This is a genomic window from Micromonospora sp. CNZ299 (genome assembly GCF_002754415.1).
Map to the genome: position 1 here is coordinate 2,171,538 of NZ_PEFG01000001.1, position 16,531 is coordinate 2,188,068.

Consider the following 16,531-nt stretch of genomic DNA (forward strand, 5'->3'; position numbering starts at 1 on the left):
GCGTCGGCTGGTTCCGGCAGACTGCGCTGAGGACGTCACGATTCGATAATCAAGGAGTCACGATGCGGCTCACCAAGTACGCCCACTCCTGCCTCCGCGTGGAGCACGACGGGGGAGTGCTCGTCATCGACCCCGGCATGTTCAGCGATCCAGCGGTGGCTCTGGACGGTGCGGACGCGGTGCTGATCACCCACGAGCACCCCGACCACCTCGACCTGGCGGCGGTGCGCCTGCAGCTCGACCGGCAACCGTTCCCGATCCACGGGCCCGCCTCGCTCGCCGAGGCCCTGGGCGACGCGGCCGAGGCACTGCACCCGGTCACCGCGGGTCAGTCGTTCACCGCCGCCGGGGTCGCCGTCCGCGCGTACGGAGGGCGGCACGCGGTGATCCACCCGGACATCCCGGTGGTGGACAACCTCGGTTACCTGATCAACGACGCGGTCTACCACCCGGGCGACTCACTGGTGGTGCCCGACGAGACACCCGTCGACACGCTCTTCGCGCCGATCCACGCCCCCTGGTCGAAGTTCTCCGAGGTGCTCGACTTCATTCGGGCTGTCGCGCCGCGGCGCGCGTACGCCCTGCACGACGCCCTGCTCAACGAGAACGGGCTGGGTGTGCTCAACCGGCAGTACACGGCGATGTCCGGCACCGAGTACCAGCGACTGGAGCCCGGTAGCCGGGTGGACGTCTGACCCGATGCCCGGCCCCTCGACGGAGCTGGTGCAGCAGCTCTACCGCACCCCACCGGACCGGTTCGTGGCCGCCCGGGACGCCGCCGTGGCCGACGCCCGCCGAGCCGGCGACCCGAGCACCGCGCGACAGTTGGCCCGGCTCCGTCGCCCGACGGTGGCCGCCTGGCTGGTGAACCTGCTCGCCATCAGGCGCCCCGAGCTGGTTGCCGACCTGGTCGAGCTCGCCGACGAGCTGCGCACCGCCCAGCGGGAGCTGCGTGGCCCCCGGCTGCGGGAGTTGTCCGCGCAGCGTCGGGCGGTGGTCGGTGCCCTGGTCGCCGAGGTCCGCAAGCTCGCCGCGGCGGAGCCGGACGCGCCACCGGCGGGTCGACTGCCGCTGGCCGAGGTGGAGGCGACCCTCAACGCGGCGTTCTCCGACGCCGAGGTCGCCGAGCAGGTCCGGGCCGGCCGCCTGCTCCGGGCGGCCAGCTACGCGGGTTTCGGCGAGGTGCCCCGCCCACAACTGCGGCTGGTCACCGGCGACGACGAGGAGCCGGAGGAGGAGGAGCGCCCGGCCCGCCGACCCGGTGCCCAGCGGGCGCGCTCCGAGCCGGCGACCCGCACGGACCGGGCAGCACCGGGCACGGACCGGGCCGCCTCCCGCAAGGACCGGGCAGCGGGGCGCGCCGAGCAGGCCGAGCGGGCTGCGCAGCGGGCGGCCCGCGCCGAGCGGGCCCGGCAGCGCCGTGCCCTGGACCGGGAGCTGGCCCTGGCCCAGGCCGACCAGAAGCGCGTCGAGGCCGAGCTGACCGAGGCGACCGGGCAGGAGCGGGACGGCGTTGCCGTACTCGACGGGATCGAGGCCGAGCTGGCCGAGCTGGAGCGGCGGCGGGCGGTCGCCGAGCAGGATCTCAGCCGCGCCAAGCTGGCTCGGCGGGCCGCGGAACGAGCGGTCACCGTGGCTCGGCGGCGCGCGGGTGAGGTGGAGGGGGCCATCGAGGCGCTGGCGGCCGAAGAGAGGGATGCGGACGGGGGCGCTGGCGCGGCAGACTGACCATCGATGGACGACTACGGGTGTGCGGACCGTCCACGGCGGGTGACCCCGGATCGGGGAGTCGTCGTGGGCGACGGATCGGGCTGGTCGACTGTGGTGCGCGAATGACACCGGAGCAGGCCGCCGCGGCCAGCAAGCCAGTCGTGCTCGACCTCGGCGACGCGTTCAGCCGGGACCCGGTCACGTTGCGCCGGGCCCGGTTGCTCGGCATCTCCGGCTGGGCCTTCTACATCGGTGGTCGGGCCGGTGCCCTCGGCGATGTGCGGGCCGAGACGGCCGCCGCCGCTCTCGGCTTCATCGCCCCGGACGCGGTCGCCGACGGTTGGGACGCCGCAGGTCGGGTCGTGCCCCCGTTCGAGGTGGCCGCCGCGAGCCTCGCCGAGTGCTGTCGGTGGGGGGCGCAGCAGCTCGGCGCTCTGCCCGGCACCGAGCGCCTGGCGACACTCGTCGAGCGGGCGGTGGTCGCCGCGGACGCCAGCGGGATGCCGCTCTTCGCCGCGTGGCGGGCCATGCCCCTGCCGGACCTCTCCGCGGGCGCCCGCACCGCAGCCGGGCTGCGGCTGCTCCGCGAACACTTCACCGGCGCCTACCTGTTGGCGGTGCGCGCCGCCGGGATGACCCCGCTGGAGGCCGTGCTGTCCGGGCCGGAGGGGGAGGCCGGGGCGGTGGCCTGCGGCTGGTCGCCTCCGTACCCGCCGATCGGGCCGCTGGTGCGTCGACGACTCTGGGCGGAGGCCGTGACCAACAGACTGGCCGCGCCGGCGTTCACGGCCCTCGGCCCCGCCGACGGCAACGAGTTGGTCGAGTTGCTGCACCGCACCCGGGCCCACCTCGCCTGAGCCTCCCGCCGGCGAAAAATGGGCGGCGCCCGACGAGGTCGGCTGCCAGGATGTTCTGCCGTGACTCTTCCCGCTGGTTGGACAACGCGCAGGCCCACCCTCGACGACGTGCCCGCGATCCTGGCGGTGGTGCACGCCGCCGACACCTTCGCCATCGGCCATCCCGACTTCGACGCCGAGGACGTCGCTGCGTCACTGACCGCCCCCTACTTCGACCCGGCCCGGGATTCCTGGCTGGCGGTCGACCCGGAGGGCGATGTGGTCGGCTGGGCGACTGTGGACAACCCCACCGGGGTCGGCCGGGAGTTCGTGGAGATCTACGTCGACCCGGTACGCGCCGCGACCGTCCGGGCGCCGCTGCTGGCCCGACAACTGGACCGGGTCGCCGAGCGCGCCGCCGAGCGAGGGCTGCCGTCGCTCACCGTCCGTTGCGCGGTCTTCGCGCCGGAACGTGACTGGGAACGGAGCCTGCGCGACGTCGGGTTCACCCTGGTCAAGAGGTACGTCCGGATGAGCGGGCCGCTGACCGGCCTGCCCGAGCAGCCCGCCGGGCCGTCCGGTGTGACGGTGCGGCAGGTACGCCCCGACGACGAGGCCGACCTGCGGGAGTTCCACCGCATCACCGAAACCGCCTTCGCCGACACCGCCGATCACGAGCCGGTGTCGTACGAGCGGTGGCGGGCCCGGATCGGTGACCTGAACGCCTGGGACGAGTGGTTCGTCGCCGAGGTGGACGGGGTGCCGGTCGGCGCGTTGCAGTCCTCGGACCAGGCGCTCGACCAGCAGCAGGGCTGGGTGAAGAGCCTGTCGGTGCTGTCCGCGTACCGTCGCAGGGGTGTGGGTGCGGCGCTGCTGCGCCGCGCCTTCGCCCGCTACGCCGAGAAGGGGCGGCAGTCCGTCGGACTGGGTGTGGACCTCACCAACCCGACCGCCCCGTTGTCGTTGTACGAGTCGGTGGGCCTGCGGGAAACCCTGTGGATCGACATGTACGAGCTTTCCGTCCCGGCCGTCGGTGTGTGATTGACGACCCCGGTCGGGCCCGACCGACGATCCGGTCGACGGCGGTAGCAGACTGGGAGCGTGCGATACGCGCTGCTACGCCGACGCGGTGCCGGTGGGGCGGGACCGCAGCTCGGTGACGTAGTCGTCCGGGGCGCCCGCCTTCTCGGCGGCGTTCGCGATCTCGGACAGATACCACGAGGTCGGAAGGCCGCCCTCGTACCCGTTGAAGACGTAGATCCACGCGGTCACGTCCCCGTCGAGGGTGGAGACCCGGACGTGCAGCTTGCGGTACGTACCGGCGGTCACCCCTTCGAGCTCGTCGAGCTGGCCCGCGTCGTAGGGGTGGATGTCGTAGAGCGCCACGAAGACCCGGTCACCGGGAGACTCGACCAGGGTGCTCACCGCGCCCTCCCAGCCGATCACGTCAGCCCCGGCGAAGGTCAGCCGCCAGCCTTCCAGCCAGCCGGTGCCCACCATCGGCGAATGCGGACAGTAGGCGCGCATCCGGGCGGGATCGAGATTTGAGCCGTAGGCGGCGTGATGACGCACGGCGATGACGATAGCCCGGCGGACGGGTGGGGGAGAATACGACAGTGCGTGTCGAATGCGCTCAGGAGAAGAAAGTCACTGTGAGCATGGACGAAGGGCGAACGCTGTGAGCCGGATCGTGATCATCGGTGGGGGGCCGGCCGGGTACGAGGCGGCCCTGGTCGCCGCCCAACTGGACGCCGATGTCACAGTGGTGGAGGCCGACGGTGCCGGTGGAGCATGTGTGCTCTCCGACTGTGTGCCGTCGAAGACCTTCATCGCCAGCTCGCAAGTGGTGACCGGTTACCGCGACACCGAGGAGTTCGGGGTGCACTCGGACGGCCTGGAGGCGGTCACCGTCGACGCCCGGGCGGTGCACGAGCGGGTCAAGCGGCTGGCGTTGGCGCAGTCCGCCGACATCCACGCCAAGCTGCTCAAGGCGGGCGTCACCTTCGTGGCCGGCACCGCGCGGCTCGGCGAGGATTCCCTCGGGCACACCCACCGGGTCGTCGTCACTCCCGCCGACGGGGGCGAGGAATACTCCATCGCCGCGTCGACAGTGCTGGTGGCCACCGGTTCGACACCCCGCCAGTTGCCCACCGCCGTACCGGACGGTGAGCGCATCCTGACCTGGCGCCAGGTGTACGACCTGCCGGAGCTGCCCGAGCACCTGATCGTGGTCGGCTCCGGTGTGACCGGCGCGGAGTTCGCCAGCGCGTACCTGGCGATGGGGGTCCAGGTCACCCTGGTCTCCAGCCGGGACCGGGTGATGCCGCACGAGGACGCCGACGCCGCGTCCGCCATCGAGCGGGTGTTCCGCAACCGGGGCATGGAGATCCTCAACAACTCCCGGGCCGACGCGGTCCGGCGTACCGCCGACGGTGTCGAGGTGGAGCTCTCCGACGGCCGCAAGGTGACCGGTTCGCACGCGCTGATCACGGTCGGGTCGATCCCGAACACGGCCAACCTGGGCCTCGCCGAGTACGGGGTGGAGCTGGGCCGGGGCGGCTACCTGACAGTCGACCGGGCCTCCCGGACCAACGTGCCCGGCATCTACGCCGCCGGCGACTGCACGGGCGTGCTGCTGCTGGCCAGTGTCGCCGCCATGCAGGGCCGGATCGCCATGTGGCACGCGCTCGGCGAGGCCGTTCGCCCGCTGCGGCTGCGTACCGTCGCGGCGAACGTCTTCACCGACCCGGAGCTGGCGACCGTGGGTGTCTCGCAGGACGAGGTGGACGCGGGCAAGGTGCCGGCCCGGCAGGTGATGCTGCCGCTGTCCGGCAACGCCCGGGCCAAGATGGACGACCTTTCGGACGGCTTCGTGAAGCTGTTCTGCCGGCCGGCGAGCGGTCAGGTGATCGGCGGTGTGGTGGTCGCCCCGAAGGCCAGCGAGCTGATCCTGCCCATCACCATGGCGGTGGAGAACAACCTGACGGTCAACGAGCTGGCCCAGACCATCACCATCTACCCGAGCCTCTCCGGCTCGATCACCGAAGCAGCACGCCAGCTGATGCTCCACGAGCTGGAGTGACCCGCCGGGTCTGGGTTACCGCCACCGTGGCCAGGACGGCTACCTCGGTGAGGATGAGGAGGCGTTCGGCCAGGCCGATGAGCATTCGGTCGCCGGGGTAGGCGGACCAGATCATCGCCGCCGCCAGGGCGAGGCTGAGCAGGACGAGGGTTCGTAGCGTCCGGGCGGCGGGGGTCAGGGCCGGCCGGCGGGCGAGCAGCCAACCGCTGACCGGGAGTGCCAGGAAGGCGACGACCGAGGCGTACCGGTGCAGGTAGGCGGCGGTGGTCATGGCGGTGCCCGGCTCGTTGGTCGGCACCACGGCGGCCAGCAGCAGTCCACCCACCCATGCGCCGAGCAGCAGCTCGGCCGTTCGAGCCGAGCGCGATCGGGGTGGGTCGGCGCGGCGCAGCCCGTACAGCAGCGCCACAGTGGCGAGCGCGAGCACCACCATGGCGACGTCGATGACGCCGCCTCGGTCGGAGACCGCGAAGTCGCTGATGGTCAACGCCCACGGGTTGAGGTCGTCGTTGACTTCGAGGTGGCCGATCACGGTGAGCAGCGCCGCCAGGGCGATCCCGCCCAGGGCCAGCAGGCCGGTACTCCGGGTAACAGGCATGCCTCAGCCTGTCGCCGCGGGCACCCCAGCCGAATCCGGGACAGCCACCGAAATCGTCCCCCGGGACCACCCCTAGAGGCAACGGCGTCATTGGTCCCGTGCGGCGGCAAGCTCCGAGCCCTGAGATGACCTACACCAGGTCAAGCGACGTTCAGGTGGATGTTCCCGATGCGGGCGACGATGTCGAGGTGACCGCCCAGGCCGGTGACGTAGGCGCGGAGGGTTTCCAGGCTGGTGTGCTCGCCATTCTCGATCTGGCTGATCCTCGCCTGGGACAACCCCGCCGCTTCAGCTAGTTGGGTCTGCGTCATCCCCAGCTGCTTGCGGATCTCTGCCAGCTGCGCGCCGCTGACCGATGCCAGCATCTGCCCTCGCTGCTGAGCCCGCCGGGCGGCCCGGTCCGGATGTTCCCAGGACGGATCGAGCTCCCGGGCCTTCGCCTTGACGTCCCGCCAGTCAGCTCCACCGGTCATCTTTGCGTTTCCTTCAGGCTGGAGAGGTGCTCCTGGAAGCGGTCATCCGCCAACGGCACCGCCGTCTTGTACCAACTCTGCCACTGACCTGACTTGTCGCCAGCGACCAGGAAGACAGCTTCTCGTACGGGATCGAATGCGAAGATCATGCGAACCTCCGTGGAACCAGCCGAGCCAGGTCGCAGCTCCTTCATGTGGTGAAACGCGCTGCCCTTGAGACGGTCGACCAGGGGACGCCCGAGTGCCGGCCCGTGTTCGGCGAGGAGGTCGATGGCCTCGCTGATGAGGTCGGCGCTGGCGGTATCCGTCCGACAGAGGTTGAGGAACCACTCCTCGACCTCAGGATGAAGTTTGACGTCCCACATACAGTCGATATAAGCACAGCTTATACCCGTCGGTCTGGCGACACTCAGTCGATGGGGACTTTGACGACTGCGGCGGCGGCGCGGGCGTGGCGGGCGCTGACCAGTGTCATCGCCCATCCGGCTGCGGCGAACCCGCCTGCGGCGGCGGTGGCGATGATGGCCAACCGCCAGGCCGACTCGGTGAGAGCGGTGCCTCCCAGGTGCCCGACCATCGCGCCGTAGGTGGCCCAACCCAGCGCGGCGACCGCCTCGTAGAGCACGAACAGGCGGTACGGGTAGCGGCTGCGCCCGGCCGAGAAGCAGGCCGCCATCCGGCCGCCGGGCACGAACCGGCAGAGCAGGATGACCAGCGGCCCGGGTTGTCGCAGCCCCTGGGTGACCCGATTGGCCACTCGGCGGGCGCGGCTCAGCTCGGCGTGCCGGGGTGGCCGCCGGTCCGGTGCGCTGCGCCCGAGCAGGTAGCAGGCCAGGTCGCCGGCGAACACGCCGAGCGCGCCGACGGCGATGGTGACCGGCAGGCTGAGCCCGCCGTAGACGGTGAGGGCGCCACTGGTGATCATGACGATCTGAGTGGGGATCACCGGCACGAAGGCGTCCGCAATCAGCAGAGCGAGCAGCACCAGGTACGCCCACGTCGGCGATGCGACGTCAGTCAGTAGTTCGGGCACGCCTGCCACCTCGCCGGATGCGGCCGATTGGGTGTCTTGAGCCTGACGGCGTGTCCGCCGTCACCGTGGACGGCCCTGGCCCGTCGTGACCGTCGACACGGCCAGGCCACCCAGGTACAACGAGGCGAACCGGCCTCGGGTGACGGGTCCGGTGGCCGTCCCAACCGTCCCGGAGCGGTCGGCGGATCGGCGTTCGTCGGCGTACCGTTGTCGGCGCGGCCACGCCCGTCGGGTCCCCCGTTCCTGACGTTTCGGGCCGCCAGGGCCGCCGGCGGGTCCCGCGCCGGCGGCCCACCCCCTGCCCGCTCTCCCACTGTCGTAATTCAGGTGCGTCCTGGACCGCCTGAGACGTAGCGTCGCGGCATGCGCAGTGCGGTAGTGGTGACCACGACGCCGGGTGTCCCCGGCGCGCCGCTCTGACGTAACCACCGTCGACCAGGCCCCGGGGCGATCCGCCCCGGATGGCCCCGCGGCGTTCGGTGTCCAGGTCGCCTCCGGGTCGTACCCGATCCAGGAGCCCGACATGATCGACCACCGCAGGCTCGGCCGTGAGCTGGACCTCTTCGTCTCCGATCCGCTGGCCGGCGCCGGCCTGCCGATCTGGCTGCCGGCCGGCGCCGCCGCCCGGCACGCCGTCGAGGAGTACGTCCGGGAGTTGGAGCGTCGCTCCGGCCACCAGCACGTCTACTCGCCGCCGCTGGGCAAACGCGAACTCTTCGAACTCTCCGGGCACCTCGGCTACTTCGCCGACGACATGTTCCCGCCGATGCGGCTCAGCGCCGACGACGAGTTCGTGCTCCGACCGGCGCTCTGCCCGCACCACGCGCTGGTGTTCCGGGCTCGGGGCCGCTCCTACCGGGAGTTGCCGCTGCGGATCGCGGAGCTGGGCGGGATGTACCGCTCGGAGCGCTCCGGGGTGCTCGGTGGGCTGTCCCGGGTACGTGCCATCTCGCTCAACGACGCGCACACCTTCTGCGCGCCCGAACAGGTGGGCGCGGAGGTCGCGGAGATCCTCGGGCTGATCCGTGCCGCGCACGCCGCGCTCGGCGTCCGACCGGCCGGGTTCCGGCTGTCGTTGCGCGGGCCGGGCGAGAAGTACGTCGGCGACGACGCGCAGTGGGCCCGTGCGGAGGACCTGCTCCGCGCCGCGCTGGCCGGGATGGCGTACGTCGAGGCGCCCGGGGAGGCCGCCTTCTACGGACCGAAGATCGACATTCAGATCGTGGACGCGGCCGGCCGGGAGTCGACCATCTCCACCATCCAACTCGACTTCGACAAACCGGAGCGGTTCGACCTGTCGTACACCGGTGCCGACGGCAGCCGGCATCGGCCGGTCATGCTGCACCGCAGCCTGGTCGGCAGCATGGAGCGGCTGTTCGCGTACCTCATCGAGGTGCACGAGGGCGCCTTCCCGGCCTGGTACGCGCCCGTCCAGCTGGTGTTGCTGCCGGTCGACGACGGTCAGGCGGACGCGGCGGCGGACCTGGCCCGGCGGGCCGCCGACGCCGGCCTGCGGGTCGAGGTCGACGCCGCAGGCTCGCTGGGTGCCCGGATCCGGGACGCGGCCCGCCGCCGCATCCCGTACCTCGGGGTGTTGGGTGCCCGGGAGGCCGCCGATGGTCGTCTCGCGCTGCGCCTGCGCGGCGGCCGCGCCCTGGACCCGATGCCCGCCGAAGCCGCGCTCGCCCTGATCGGCGGGCAGGTCGCCGCTCGCGCGACCGACCTGCTGCCGTCGGACTGACCCGCCCATCGATCGTCTCGCGCGCACGGCCGCCCGACCTCAGACCGACGCCGGTTGGGCGGCCGGTTCCTCGTCGACCACCGCACCGGTGAACTGGGAGCGGTAGAGCCGGTGGTACGCGCCATGGGCGGCGAGCAACTGCTCGTGGGTGCCCTGTTCGACGATCCGGCCGTTCTCCATCATCAGGATCAGGTCGGCGTCTCGGATGGTGGAGAGCCGGTGCGCGATGACGAAGCTGGTCCGGTCCGAACGCAGCGCGGCCATCGCCCGCTGGAGCAGCACCTCGGTGCGGGTGTCCACCGAGCTGGTGGCCTCGTCGAGGATCAGCAGGGACGGTTCGGCGAGGAACGCGCGGGCGATGGTGATGAGCTGCTTCTCGCCGGCGCTGACGTTGCTGCCCTCCTCGTCGATGACCGTGTCGTAGCCGTCGGGCAGGCTGCGCACGAACCGGTCCACGAAGGTGGCCCGGGCCGCCGCGAGGATCTGCTCCTCGGTGGCGTCCGGCCGCCCGTAGGCGATGTTGTCCCGGATGGTGCCGCCGAAGAGCCAGGTGTCCTGGAGCACCATGCCGATCCGGCCGCGCAGGTCGTCGCGGCGCATCGTCGTGATGTCCACCCCGTCGAGCGTGATCCGGCCGGCGTCCAGCTCGTAGAAGCGCATGACCAGGTTGACCAGCGTGGTCTTGCCGGCGCCGGTCGGGCCGACGATGGCCACCGTGTGCCCCGGCTCGGCGACCAGCGACAGGTCGTCGATCAGCGGCTTGTCCGCCTCGTAGCGGAACGAGACGTGCTCGAACTCGACCCGACCGTGCGGGTCGGCGACCCGGGCGGGTTCGACCGGGTCGGGCGTCTGCTCGTCGGCGTCGAGCACCGCGAACACCCGCTCGGCCGAGGCCACCCCGGACTGGAGCAGGTTGGCCATCGACGCGAGCTGGGTGAGTGGCTGGGTGAACTGGCGGGAGTACTGGATGAACGCCTGCACGTCGCCGAGGCTCATGGTCCCGGAGGCGACCCGCAGCCCGCCGACCACGGCGATCGCCACGTAGCTCAGGTTTCCGATGAACATCATCGACGGCATGATGATCCCGGAGACGAACTGCGCCCCGAAGCTGGCGCGGAACAACTCGTCGTTCTTCGCGTGGAACGCGGCCTCCACCTCACGCTGCCGGCCAAAGACCTTCACCAGCTCGTGACCGGTGTACGCCTCCTCGATCTGACCGTTCAGCTCACCGGTGTGCGTCCACTGGGCGATGAACTGCTTCTGCGAGCGCTTGGCGATGCGCTGGGTGACCAGCACCGACAGGGGCACCGCGACCAGGGCCACCAGGGCCAGCAGCGGCGAGATCCAGAACATCACGGCCAGCACGCCGACCACGGTCAGCAGCGAGGTGAGCAACTGGCTGAGGGTCTGCTGGAGGCTGGTGGAGATGTTGTCGATGTCGTTGGTGACCCGGCTCAGCAGCTCGCCGCGCGGCTGCCGGTCGAAGTAGGGCAGCGGCAGCCGGTTGAGCTTCTCCTCCACCTCGGCGCGCAGCCGCAGCACGGTGCGCTGGACCACACCGTTGAGCAGCCAGCCCTGCCACCAGGAGAGCAGGCTCGCGGCCAGGTAAAGCCCGAGGGCCAGCAGCAGCACCCGCTTCAGGGCGTTGAAGTCGATGCCCGTCCCGGGCACCACGTCCATCCGCGCCAGCATGTCGGCGAAGCTGTCGTTGCCGCTGGCCCGGGCCGCGGCAACGGCCTGGTCGGCGGTGGTGCCGGCGGGCAGTTGCCGGCCGATCACGCCCGTGAAGATCAGGTCGGTGGCGTGGCCGAGGATCTTCGGCCCGGCGACGCTGAACCCGACGCTCACCACCGCGAGCGTGATGATCGCGGCCAGGTGCAGCCGGTGTGAGCGCAGGCGGCCGAGCAACCGGCGGGCCGAGGGCCCGAAGTTCATCGACTTCTCGGCGGGCATCCCGGCGCTCATCCATCCCGGGCCACCGCGCTGACCGCCCGGTGGCAGCCGCTTCGGCGTCGCCGCGCCACCGCCGGTCTCCGGCGCGGTTTCCCCGCCGGGTTGCTGCGCGGGTCCCCCGCCGGGTTGCTGCGCGGTCTCATCCGGTGTCCGTCCGTCGCCGGCCGGCTTCTGACTGGGTACGGCCGGGGTACGCGTGTTGTCGGGCTCGCTCATGCCGCCACCTCCGCCGTCTGCTGGGAGGCCACGATCTCGGCGTACGTCGGGCAGGTCTCCAACAACTCGGTGTGTCGTCCCACTCCGACGACCCCTCCGTCCTCAAGAACGATGATCTGGTCGGCGTCGATGATCGTGGAGACCCGTTGGGCGACGATCACGACTGCGGACTGCGCGGTGACCTGACGCAGTGCCGCTCTCAGCCGCGCGTCGGTGCCCAGGTCGAGCGCGGAGAACGAGTCGTCGAAGAGGTAGATCTCCGGTTGCCGGACCAGCGCCCGCGCGATGGCCAGGCGCTGCCGCTGTCCACCGGAGACGGTGGTGCCGCCCTGGGCGATCGGTGCTTCCAGACCGCCCGGCATCTGGGCCACGAAGTCCCGGGCCTGGGCGATCTCCAACGCCGTCCAGAGCTCCTCGTCGGTGGCGTCGGGGTTGCCGTACCGCAGGTTGCTGGCGACCGTCCCGGTGAACAGGTACGGCCGCTGCGGCACCAGGCCGATGCGCCGCCACAGCTCGTCCGGTGCCAACTCCCGCACGTCCACCCCGTCGACCAGCACCGCGCCCCCGGTGACGTCGACCAGACGGGGAATCAACGACAGCAGCGTCGTCTTGCCGGCGCCGGTGCTGCCGATGATCGCCGTGGTGGTGCCCGGGGTCGCCCGGAAGGAGATGTCCCGAAGCACCGGGTCGACCGCGCCCGGATATTGGAAGCGCACCCCGCGCATCTCCAACTCGGCGCGGGTGGGCAGGTCGGTGACCGGCTCGGCGGCGGGGACCACCGAGGAGTCGGTGTCCAGCACCTCGGTGATCCGCTCGGCGCAGACCGCGGCCCGGGGCACCATCATCAGCATGAAGGTGGCCATCATCACGGCCATCAGGATCTGCATCAGGTATTGCAGGAACGCGGTGAGCGCGCCGACCTGGATGGCGCCGGAGTCCACGCGCTGTGCGCCGAACCAGAGCACCGCCACGCTGGAGACGTTCAGCACCAGCATGACGACCGGGAAGATCAACGCCATCAGCCGGCCGGTCCGCAGCGCGGTGGCGGTCAGGTCGGCGTTGGCGACGCCGAAGCGGTCCGTCTCGTACGGCTCGCGGACGAACGCGCGGACCACCCGGATGCCGGTGATCTGCTCGCGCAGCACCCGGTTGACCGTGTCGATCCGGGTCTGCATGAGCCGGAAGCCCGGCACCATCCGGCGGATGATCGCGCCGAGCGTGATGGCCAGCACCGGCACGCTGACCAGCATCAGCCAGGACAGCCCGATGTCCTCGCGCAGCGCCATGAACACGCCGCCGACACTCATGATCGGCGCCGCGACGAGCATCGTGCAGCTCATCAGCACGAGCATCTGCACCTGTTGCACGTCGTTGGTGTTGCGGGTGATCAGCGACGCCGCACCGAACCGGGCCACCTCGCGGGCGGAGAAGCGGTTGACGTGCCCGAACAGCCTGGCGCGTACGTCCCGGCCGAAGCCCATCGCGACCCGCGCGCCGAGGTAGACCGCGGCGATCGAGCAGACGATCTGGATGAGGCTGACCAGCAGCATCCACCCGCCGGTGCGCACGATGTAGTCGGTGTCGCCGCGCGCCACGCCCTGGTCGATGATGTCGGCGTTGAGGCTGGGCAGGTAGAGCGAGGCCATGGTGCCCACGAACTGGAGCAGCACCACCGCCAGCAACGGTCGTTGGTAGGTGCGCAGTTGGCTGCGCAACAGTCGGATCAGCACGCCGGATCCTTCGGTTCGGTAGGGCGTCCGGTCATCCGCGGGTCGTCCCCGCTGCCGATGACCTCCAACAGGAACTCGCGGATCACCTGGGCCTTCACCGGGTCGGCGTCGACCGAGGTGAGCGGGCGTCCGGAGTGCATCAGTGCGCTGAGCGCGGACACTCGCTCCCGCCCGGCGGGGGTGAGGGCGAGTCGGACGCTGCGTCGGTCGCTGTCGTCGCGTTGCCGCTCGACGAGCCCTTCCCGGGCCAGCGTGTCCACGATGCCGGTGAGGGTCGCCGGGCGCACGAAGCCTTTCTCGGCGACCTCCCGGTGGGGCAGCTCGCCGTGTCGGGCGAGTGTCATCAGGGTGACCATGCCGGCCTGGGTGAGGCCGTGCTCCTCGGCGAGGTAGCGGTTCCACCGCTGCCCGACCAGGTGCCCGGCCACCACCAGCAGCCGGCCGAGCGGCACGTCCTGGAGGGTCACGAGTTCCACGACGGGTAGGTTAGCTCCCTGATAGTCAGGGGCCAAACGAAATTGCCGCAGCGGTGGCGACGAACACGATCTGCAGGACCGTGCGCTGTGCGAGCGGGGTGACGGGACGCCCGGCGAGGGTGAGCCTCCGGTGGGCGGCCGAGACGTTGGCCGGGAACATCGCCAGCATGAGCAGGGCGAGCCCGGCCGCCGCCACCCGGGCGGTCGCCGGGATCAGCAGGCCGACCGCGCCGACCAGCTCCAGCACGCCGGTGAGCGTGACCAGCAGATCCGGGCGGGGCAGCCGTGGCGGGACCATCGCGATCAGGTCCGCCCGGCGCTGACCGACGAAGTGCGCGACGGCGGTCAGCGCGAACATCACGGCCAGCCCGACCCGTAGTGCGGGATGCCAACCATCCAGTGCGGAGATGCCAGCCAGGCCGGCGAGTCGGGCCAGCGCGGTGCCGACGACCAGAGCGATCAGGGGTGCCATCGAAAACCTCCTCGGTGAAACTTGTCAGTGACAAGATTGCGTGCCGGAGGAGCATCTTGTCAATGACAAGATAGGATTGGGGCATGACCGAGACGCGTGCGTACCATCACGGCGACCTGCGCCGCGCCCTGCTCGCCGCAGCTCTGGAGGCCATCGAGGAGGTCGGGCCCGCCGCGCTGAGTCTGCGCGACCTCGCCCGTCGGGCCGGTGTCTCGCACGCCGCGCCCGCGCACCACTTCGGCGACAAGGCGGGCCTGCTCACCGCGCTTGCCGCCCAGGGCTTCGACCTGCTGGCGCAGAAGCTCATCGACGCGGACGACGTGCTGGAGGCCGGCGTCGCGTACGTCGACTTCGCCGTCACGCACCGCGCGTACTTCGAGGTGATGTTCCGGCCCGAGCTCTACCGGGCCGACGACGCCGAGCTGATCGCGGCCCGGGAGCGCTCCGGCGCCGCGCTCCGTTCCGGGGTGGCCACCCTGCCCACCGGTGGCGCCCCCGGTGACACCGACCGGGACGCGCTCGCCGCCTGGTCGATCGCGCACGGCTTCGCCACCCTCTGGCTGGCCGGCGCGCTGCCCGAGCGGGTGGGCGACAACCCCCGCACTGCGGCCCGCGAAGTCCTACGCCGCCTGGCCACCTAGCCCCTACCAGCGTCGATCATGGAGTTGAGGTGGGCGTCGCCCGTCGCTGCCCGTTCTGTGAGGCACCACAACTCCATGATCGACCCGGGTGGCCGGGGGTTACCAGCTTGTGGGGAGGGGCATTCCTTCGGTGAAGCCGGCGGCGCTCTGCACGCCGACGATCGCCCGGTCGTGGAACTGCGTCAGGTCCCGTGCGCCGGCGTACGTGAACGCGCTGCGCACCCCGGCGATGATCTCGTCGATCAGGTCCTCGACGCCGGGTCGCGCCGGGTCCAGGTGCATCCGGGCCGAGGAGATGCCCTCCTCGAACACCGCCTTGCGGGCCCGGTCGTACGGGCTGTCGTCGGCGGTACGGGCACTGACCGCCCGGGCCGAGGCCATCCCGAAGCTCTCCTTGTACCGCCGGCCGTCCGCGTCGGTGTACAGGTCACCGGGGGACTCGTAGGTGCCGGCGAACCAGGAGCCGATCATCACGTTCGACGCCCCGGCAGCGAGCGCGAGCGCCACGTCCCGTGGGTGGCGCACCCCGCCGTCGGCCCAGACATGCCGGCCCAACTCGCGGGCGGCGGCGGCGCAGTCGAGCACGGCGGAGAACTGCGGCCGACCCACGCCGGTCATCATCCGGGTGGTGCACATGGCACCCGGCCCGACGCCGACCTTGATGATGTCCGCCCCGGCCTCGACCAGGTCGCGTACCCCCTCGGCGGTCACCACGTTGCCAGCCGCCACCGGCACCCCCGGGTCCAACTTGCGGACCGCCTGAAGCGCCGAGATCATCCGCGCCTGGTGGCCGTGCGCGGTGTCCACGACCAGCGTGTCCACCCCCGCCTCCAGCAGCGCGGCGGCCTTGCCGGTCACGTCACCGTTGATGCCGACCGCCGCGGCGATGCGAAGCCGACCGCGGTCGTCCACGGCCGGCGTGTAGAGGGTCGCGCGCAGCGCGCCCTGCCGGGTCAGCACCCCGACCAGCCGACCCTCGGCGTCCACCACCGGGGCGAGCCGGCGACGGCCCGCCGAGAGCAGGTCGAAACCGGTACGCGGGTCCGCGTCCGCCGGCACTGTGTGCAGCTCGGTGGACATCACGTGCCGCAGCTGAGCGAACCGGTCCACGCCCGTGGTGTCCGCCTCGGTCACCACGCCCATCGGCCGGCCGGCGTCGTCGACCACGATCACCGCGCCGTGCGAGCGCTTGGGCAGCAGGTGGATGGCGTCGCCCACGGTCTCGGTGGGCCCCAGGGTGATCGGCGTGTCGTAGACGAGGTGCCGCTGCTTGACCCAGGCGACGACATTCGCCACCACCTCGATCGGGATGTCCTGCGGGATCACCGCGATCGCGCCCCGGCGGGCCACCGTCTCGGCCATCCGCCGGCCGGCGACCGCTGTCATGTTCGACACGACCAGCGGGATGGTGGTGCCGGTGCCGTCGCTGGTGGAAAGGTCGACGTCGAGCCGGGAGCCCAGGTCGGAGCGGGCCGGCGCCATGAAGACGTCGGTATAGGTCAGGTCGTGCGCGGGAGCCGCGCCGTGTAGGAACCGCACTCGGCCCATCATCCCCGCTCGTGGAGCGTCC

The 16,531-nt window shown here is 71.5% G+C and carries 17 protein-coding genes; 7 read left to right on the forward strand and 10 right to left on the reverse strand.

Annotation, left to right across the window (positions count from 1 at the left end; all coding sequences use genetic code 11):
• Positions 1–62 precede the first annotated feature (62 nt).
• From CLT68_RS10470 to CLT68_RS10485, 4 genes are all read left to right on the forward strand, one after another.
• A complete protein-coding gene (locus CLT68_RS10470) occupies positions 63–695 on the forward strand; it encodes an MBL fold metallo-hydrolase (protein WP_099850457.1) in 633 nt (210 codons plus the stop codon).
• A 4-nt stretch (positions 696–699) separates the two neighbouring features.
• Entirely contained in the window at positions 700–1,728 is a 1,029-nt protein-coding gene (locus CLT68_RS10475; protein ID WP_099850459.1) for a hypothetical protein, read from the forward strand.
• A gap of 104 nt (positions 1,729–1,832) precedes the next feature.
• Positions 1,833–2,567: an SCO6745 family protein gene (locus tag CLT68_RS10480; RefSeq protein WP_099850460.1), complete on the forward strand. Its 735-nt coding sequence runs from the start codon at positions 1,833–1,835 to the stop codon at positions 2,565–2,567.
• 60 nt (positions 2,568–2,627) lie between these two features.
• The gene (locus CLT68_RS10485) at positions 2,628–3,587 is read left to right on the forward strand and encodes a GNAT family N-acetyltransferase (RefSeq protein ID WP_099850462.1); all 960 of its coding nucleotides are present in this window, start codon (positions 2,628–2,630) and stop codon (positions 3,585–3,587) included.
• A gap of 75 nt (positions 3,588–3,662) precedes the next feature.
• On the opposite strand, the gene CLT68_RS10490 is transcribed toward CLT68_RS10485, so the two are convergent.
• The gene (locus CLT68_RS10490) at positions 3,663–4,118 is read right to left on the reverse strand and encodes a gamma-glutamylcyclotransferase family protein (protein WP_088946172.1); all 456 of its coding nucleotides are present in this window, start codon (positions 4,116–4,118) and stop codon (positions 3,663–3,665) included.
• A 106-nt stretch (positions 4,119–4,224) separates the two neighbouring features.
• Between CLT68_RS10490 and CLT68_RS10495 the strand changes: the two genes are divergently transcribed.
• Positions 4,225–5,628: an NAD(P)H-quinone dehydrogenase gene (locus tag CLT68_RS10495; RefSeq protein ID WP_099850464.1), complete on the forward strand. Its 1,404-nt coding sequence runs from the start codon at positions 4,225–4,227 to the stop codon at positions 5,626–5,628.
• Here the strand turns inward: CLT68_RS10495 and CLT68_RS10500 are convergent.
• The 4 genes from CLT68_RS10500 to CLT68_RS10515 all read right to left on the reverse strand — a co-directional run bounded on the left by CLT68_RS10500 (position 5,585) and on the right by CLT68_RS10515 (position 7,732).
• Positions 5,585–6,226, reverse strand: coding sequence for a DUF998 domain-containing protein (locus CLT68_RS10500; RefSeq protein WP_088946174.1), 642 nt, complete (start codon positions 6,224–6,226; stop codon positions 5,585–5,587). The two genes, CLT68_RS10495 and CLT68_RS10500, sit on opposite strands and share 44 nt — an antisense overlap.
• A 140-nt stretch (positions 6,227–6,366) precedes the next feature.
• A complete protein-coding gene (locus tag CLT68_RS10505; RefSeq protein ID WP_099850466.1) occupies positions 6,367–6,699 on the reverse strand; it encodes a helix-turn-helix domain-containing protein in 333 nt (110 codons plus the stop codon).
• Positions 6,696–7,064, reverse strand: a complete 369-nt coding sequence (locus tag CLT68_RS10510) for a type II toxin-antitoxin system RelE/ParE family toxin (protein WP_099850468.1) — start codon at positions 7,062–7,064, stop codon at positions 6,696–6,698. The genes CLT68_RS10505 and CLT68_RS10510 overlap by 4 nt, the downstream gene beginning before the upstream one ends.
• Positions 7,065–7,108: 44 nt before the next feature.
• Entirely contained in the window at positions 7,109–7,732 is a 624-nt protein-coding gene (locus CLT68_RS10515) for a DedA family protein (RefSeq protein WP_099850471.1), read from the reverse strand.
• A gap of 523 nt (positions 7,733–8,255) precedes the next feature.
• Here CLT68_RS10515 and thrS point away from each other — a divergent pair.
• Complete coding sequence (gene thrS / locus CLT68_RS10520) at positions 8,256–9,473, forward strand: threonine--tRNA ligase (protein ID WP_099857002.1); 1,218 nt, start codon at positions 8,256–8,258, stop codon at positions 9,471–9,473.
• Between the two features lie 39 nt (positions 9,474–9,512).
• On the opposite strand, the gene CLT68_RS10525 is transcribed toward thrS, so the two are convergent.
• The 4 genes from CLT68_RS10525 to CLT68_RS10540 all read right to left on the reverse strand — a co-directional run bounded on the left by CLT68_RS10525 (position 9,513) and on the right by CLT68_RS10540 (position 14,320).
• A complete protein-coding gene (locus CLT68_RS10525; protein WP_412535434.1) occupies positions 9,513–11,438 on the reverse strand; it encodes an ABC transporter ATP-binding protein in 1,926 nt (641 codons plus the stop codon).
• A gap of 200 nt (positions 11,439–11,638) precedes the next feature.
• Positions 11,639–13,372 (reverse strand): ABC transporter ATP-binding protein, encoded by a 1,734-nt coding sequence (locus tag CLT68_RS10530; protein WP_099850473.1) that lies wholly within the window; start codon positions 13,370–13,372, stop codon positions 11,639–11,641.
• Entirely contained in the window at positions 13,366–13,848 is a 483-nt protein-coding gene (locus tag CLT68_RS10535) for a MarR family winged helix-turn-helix transcriptional regulator (RefSeq protein ID WP_088946177.1), read from the reverse strand. The genes CLT68_RS10530 and CLT68_RS10535 overlap by 7 nt, the downstream gene beginning before the upstream one ends.
• Before the next feature lie 25 nt (positions 13,849–13,873).
• Positions 13,874–14,320 carry a DoxX family membrane protein gene (locus tag CLT68_RS10540; protein ID WP_099850475.1) on the reverse strand — a complete coding sequence of 149 codons (447 nt, stop codon included), beginning with the start codon at positions 14,318–14,320 and terminating at the stop codon, positions 13,874–13,876.
• A gap of 83 nt (positions 14,321–14,403) precedes the next feature.
• Here CLT68_RS10540 and CLT68_RS10545 point away from each other — a divergent pair, with 83 nt between their 5' ends.
• Positions 14,404–14,961: a TetR/AcrR family transcriptional regulator gene (locus CLT68_RS10545; RefSeq protein ID WP_099850477.1), complete on the forward strand. Its 558-nt coding sequence runs from the start codon at positions 14,404–14,406 to the stop codon at positions 14,959–14,961.
• A gap of 99 nt (positions 14,962–15,060) precedes the next feature.
• Here the strand turns inward: CLT68_RS10545 and CLT68_RS10550 are convergent, their stop codons facing one another.
• The gene (locus CLT68_RS10550) at positions 15,061–16,500 is read right to left on the reverse strand and encodes a GuaB1 family IMP dehydrogenase-related protein (RefSeq protein WP_099850479.1); all 1,440 of its coding nucleotides are present in this window, start codon (positions 16,498–16,500) and stop codon (positions 15,061–15,063) included.
• Positions 16,501–16,531: the final 31 nt, after the last annotated feature.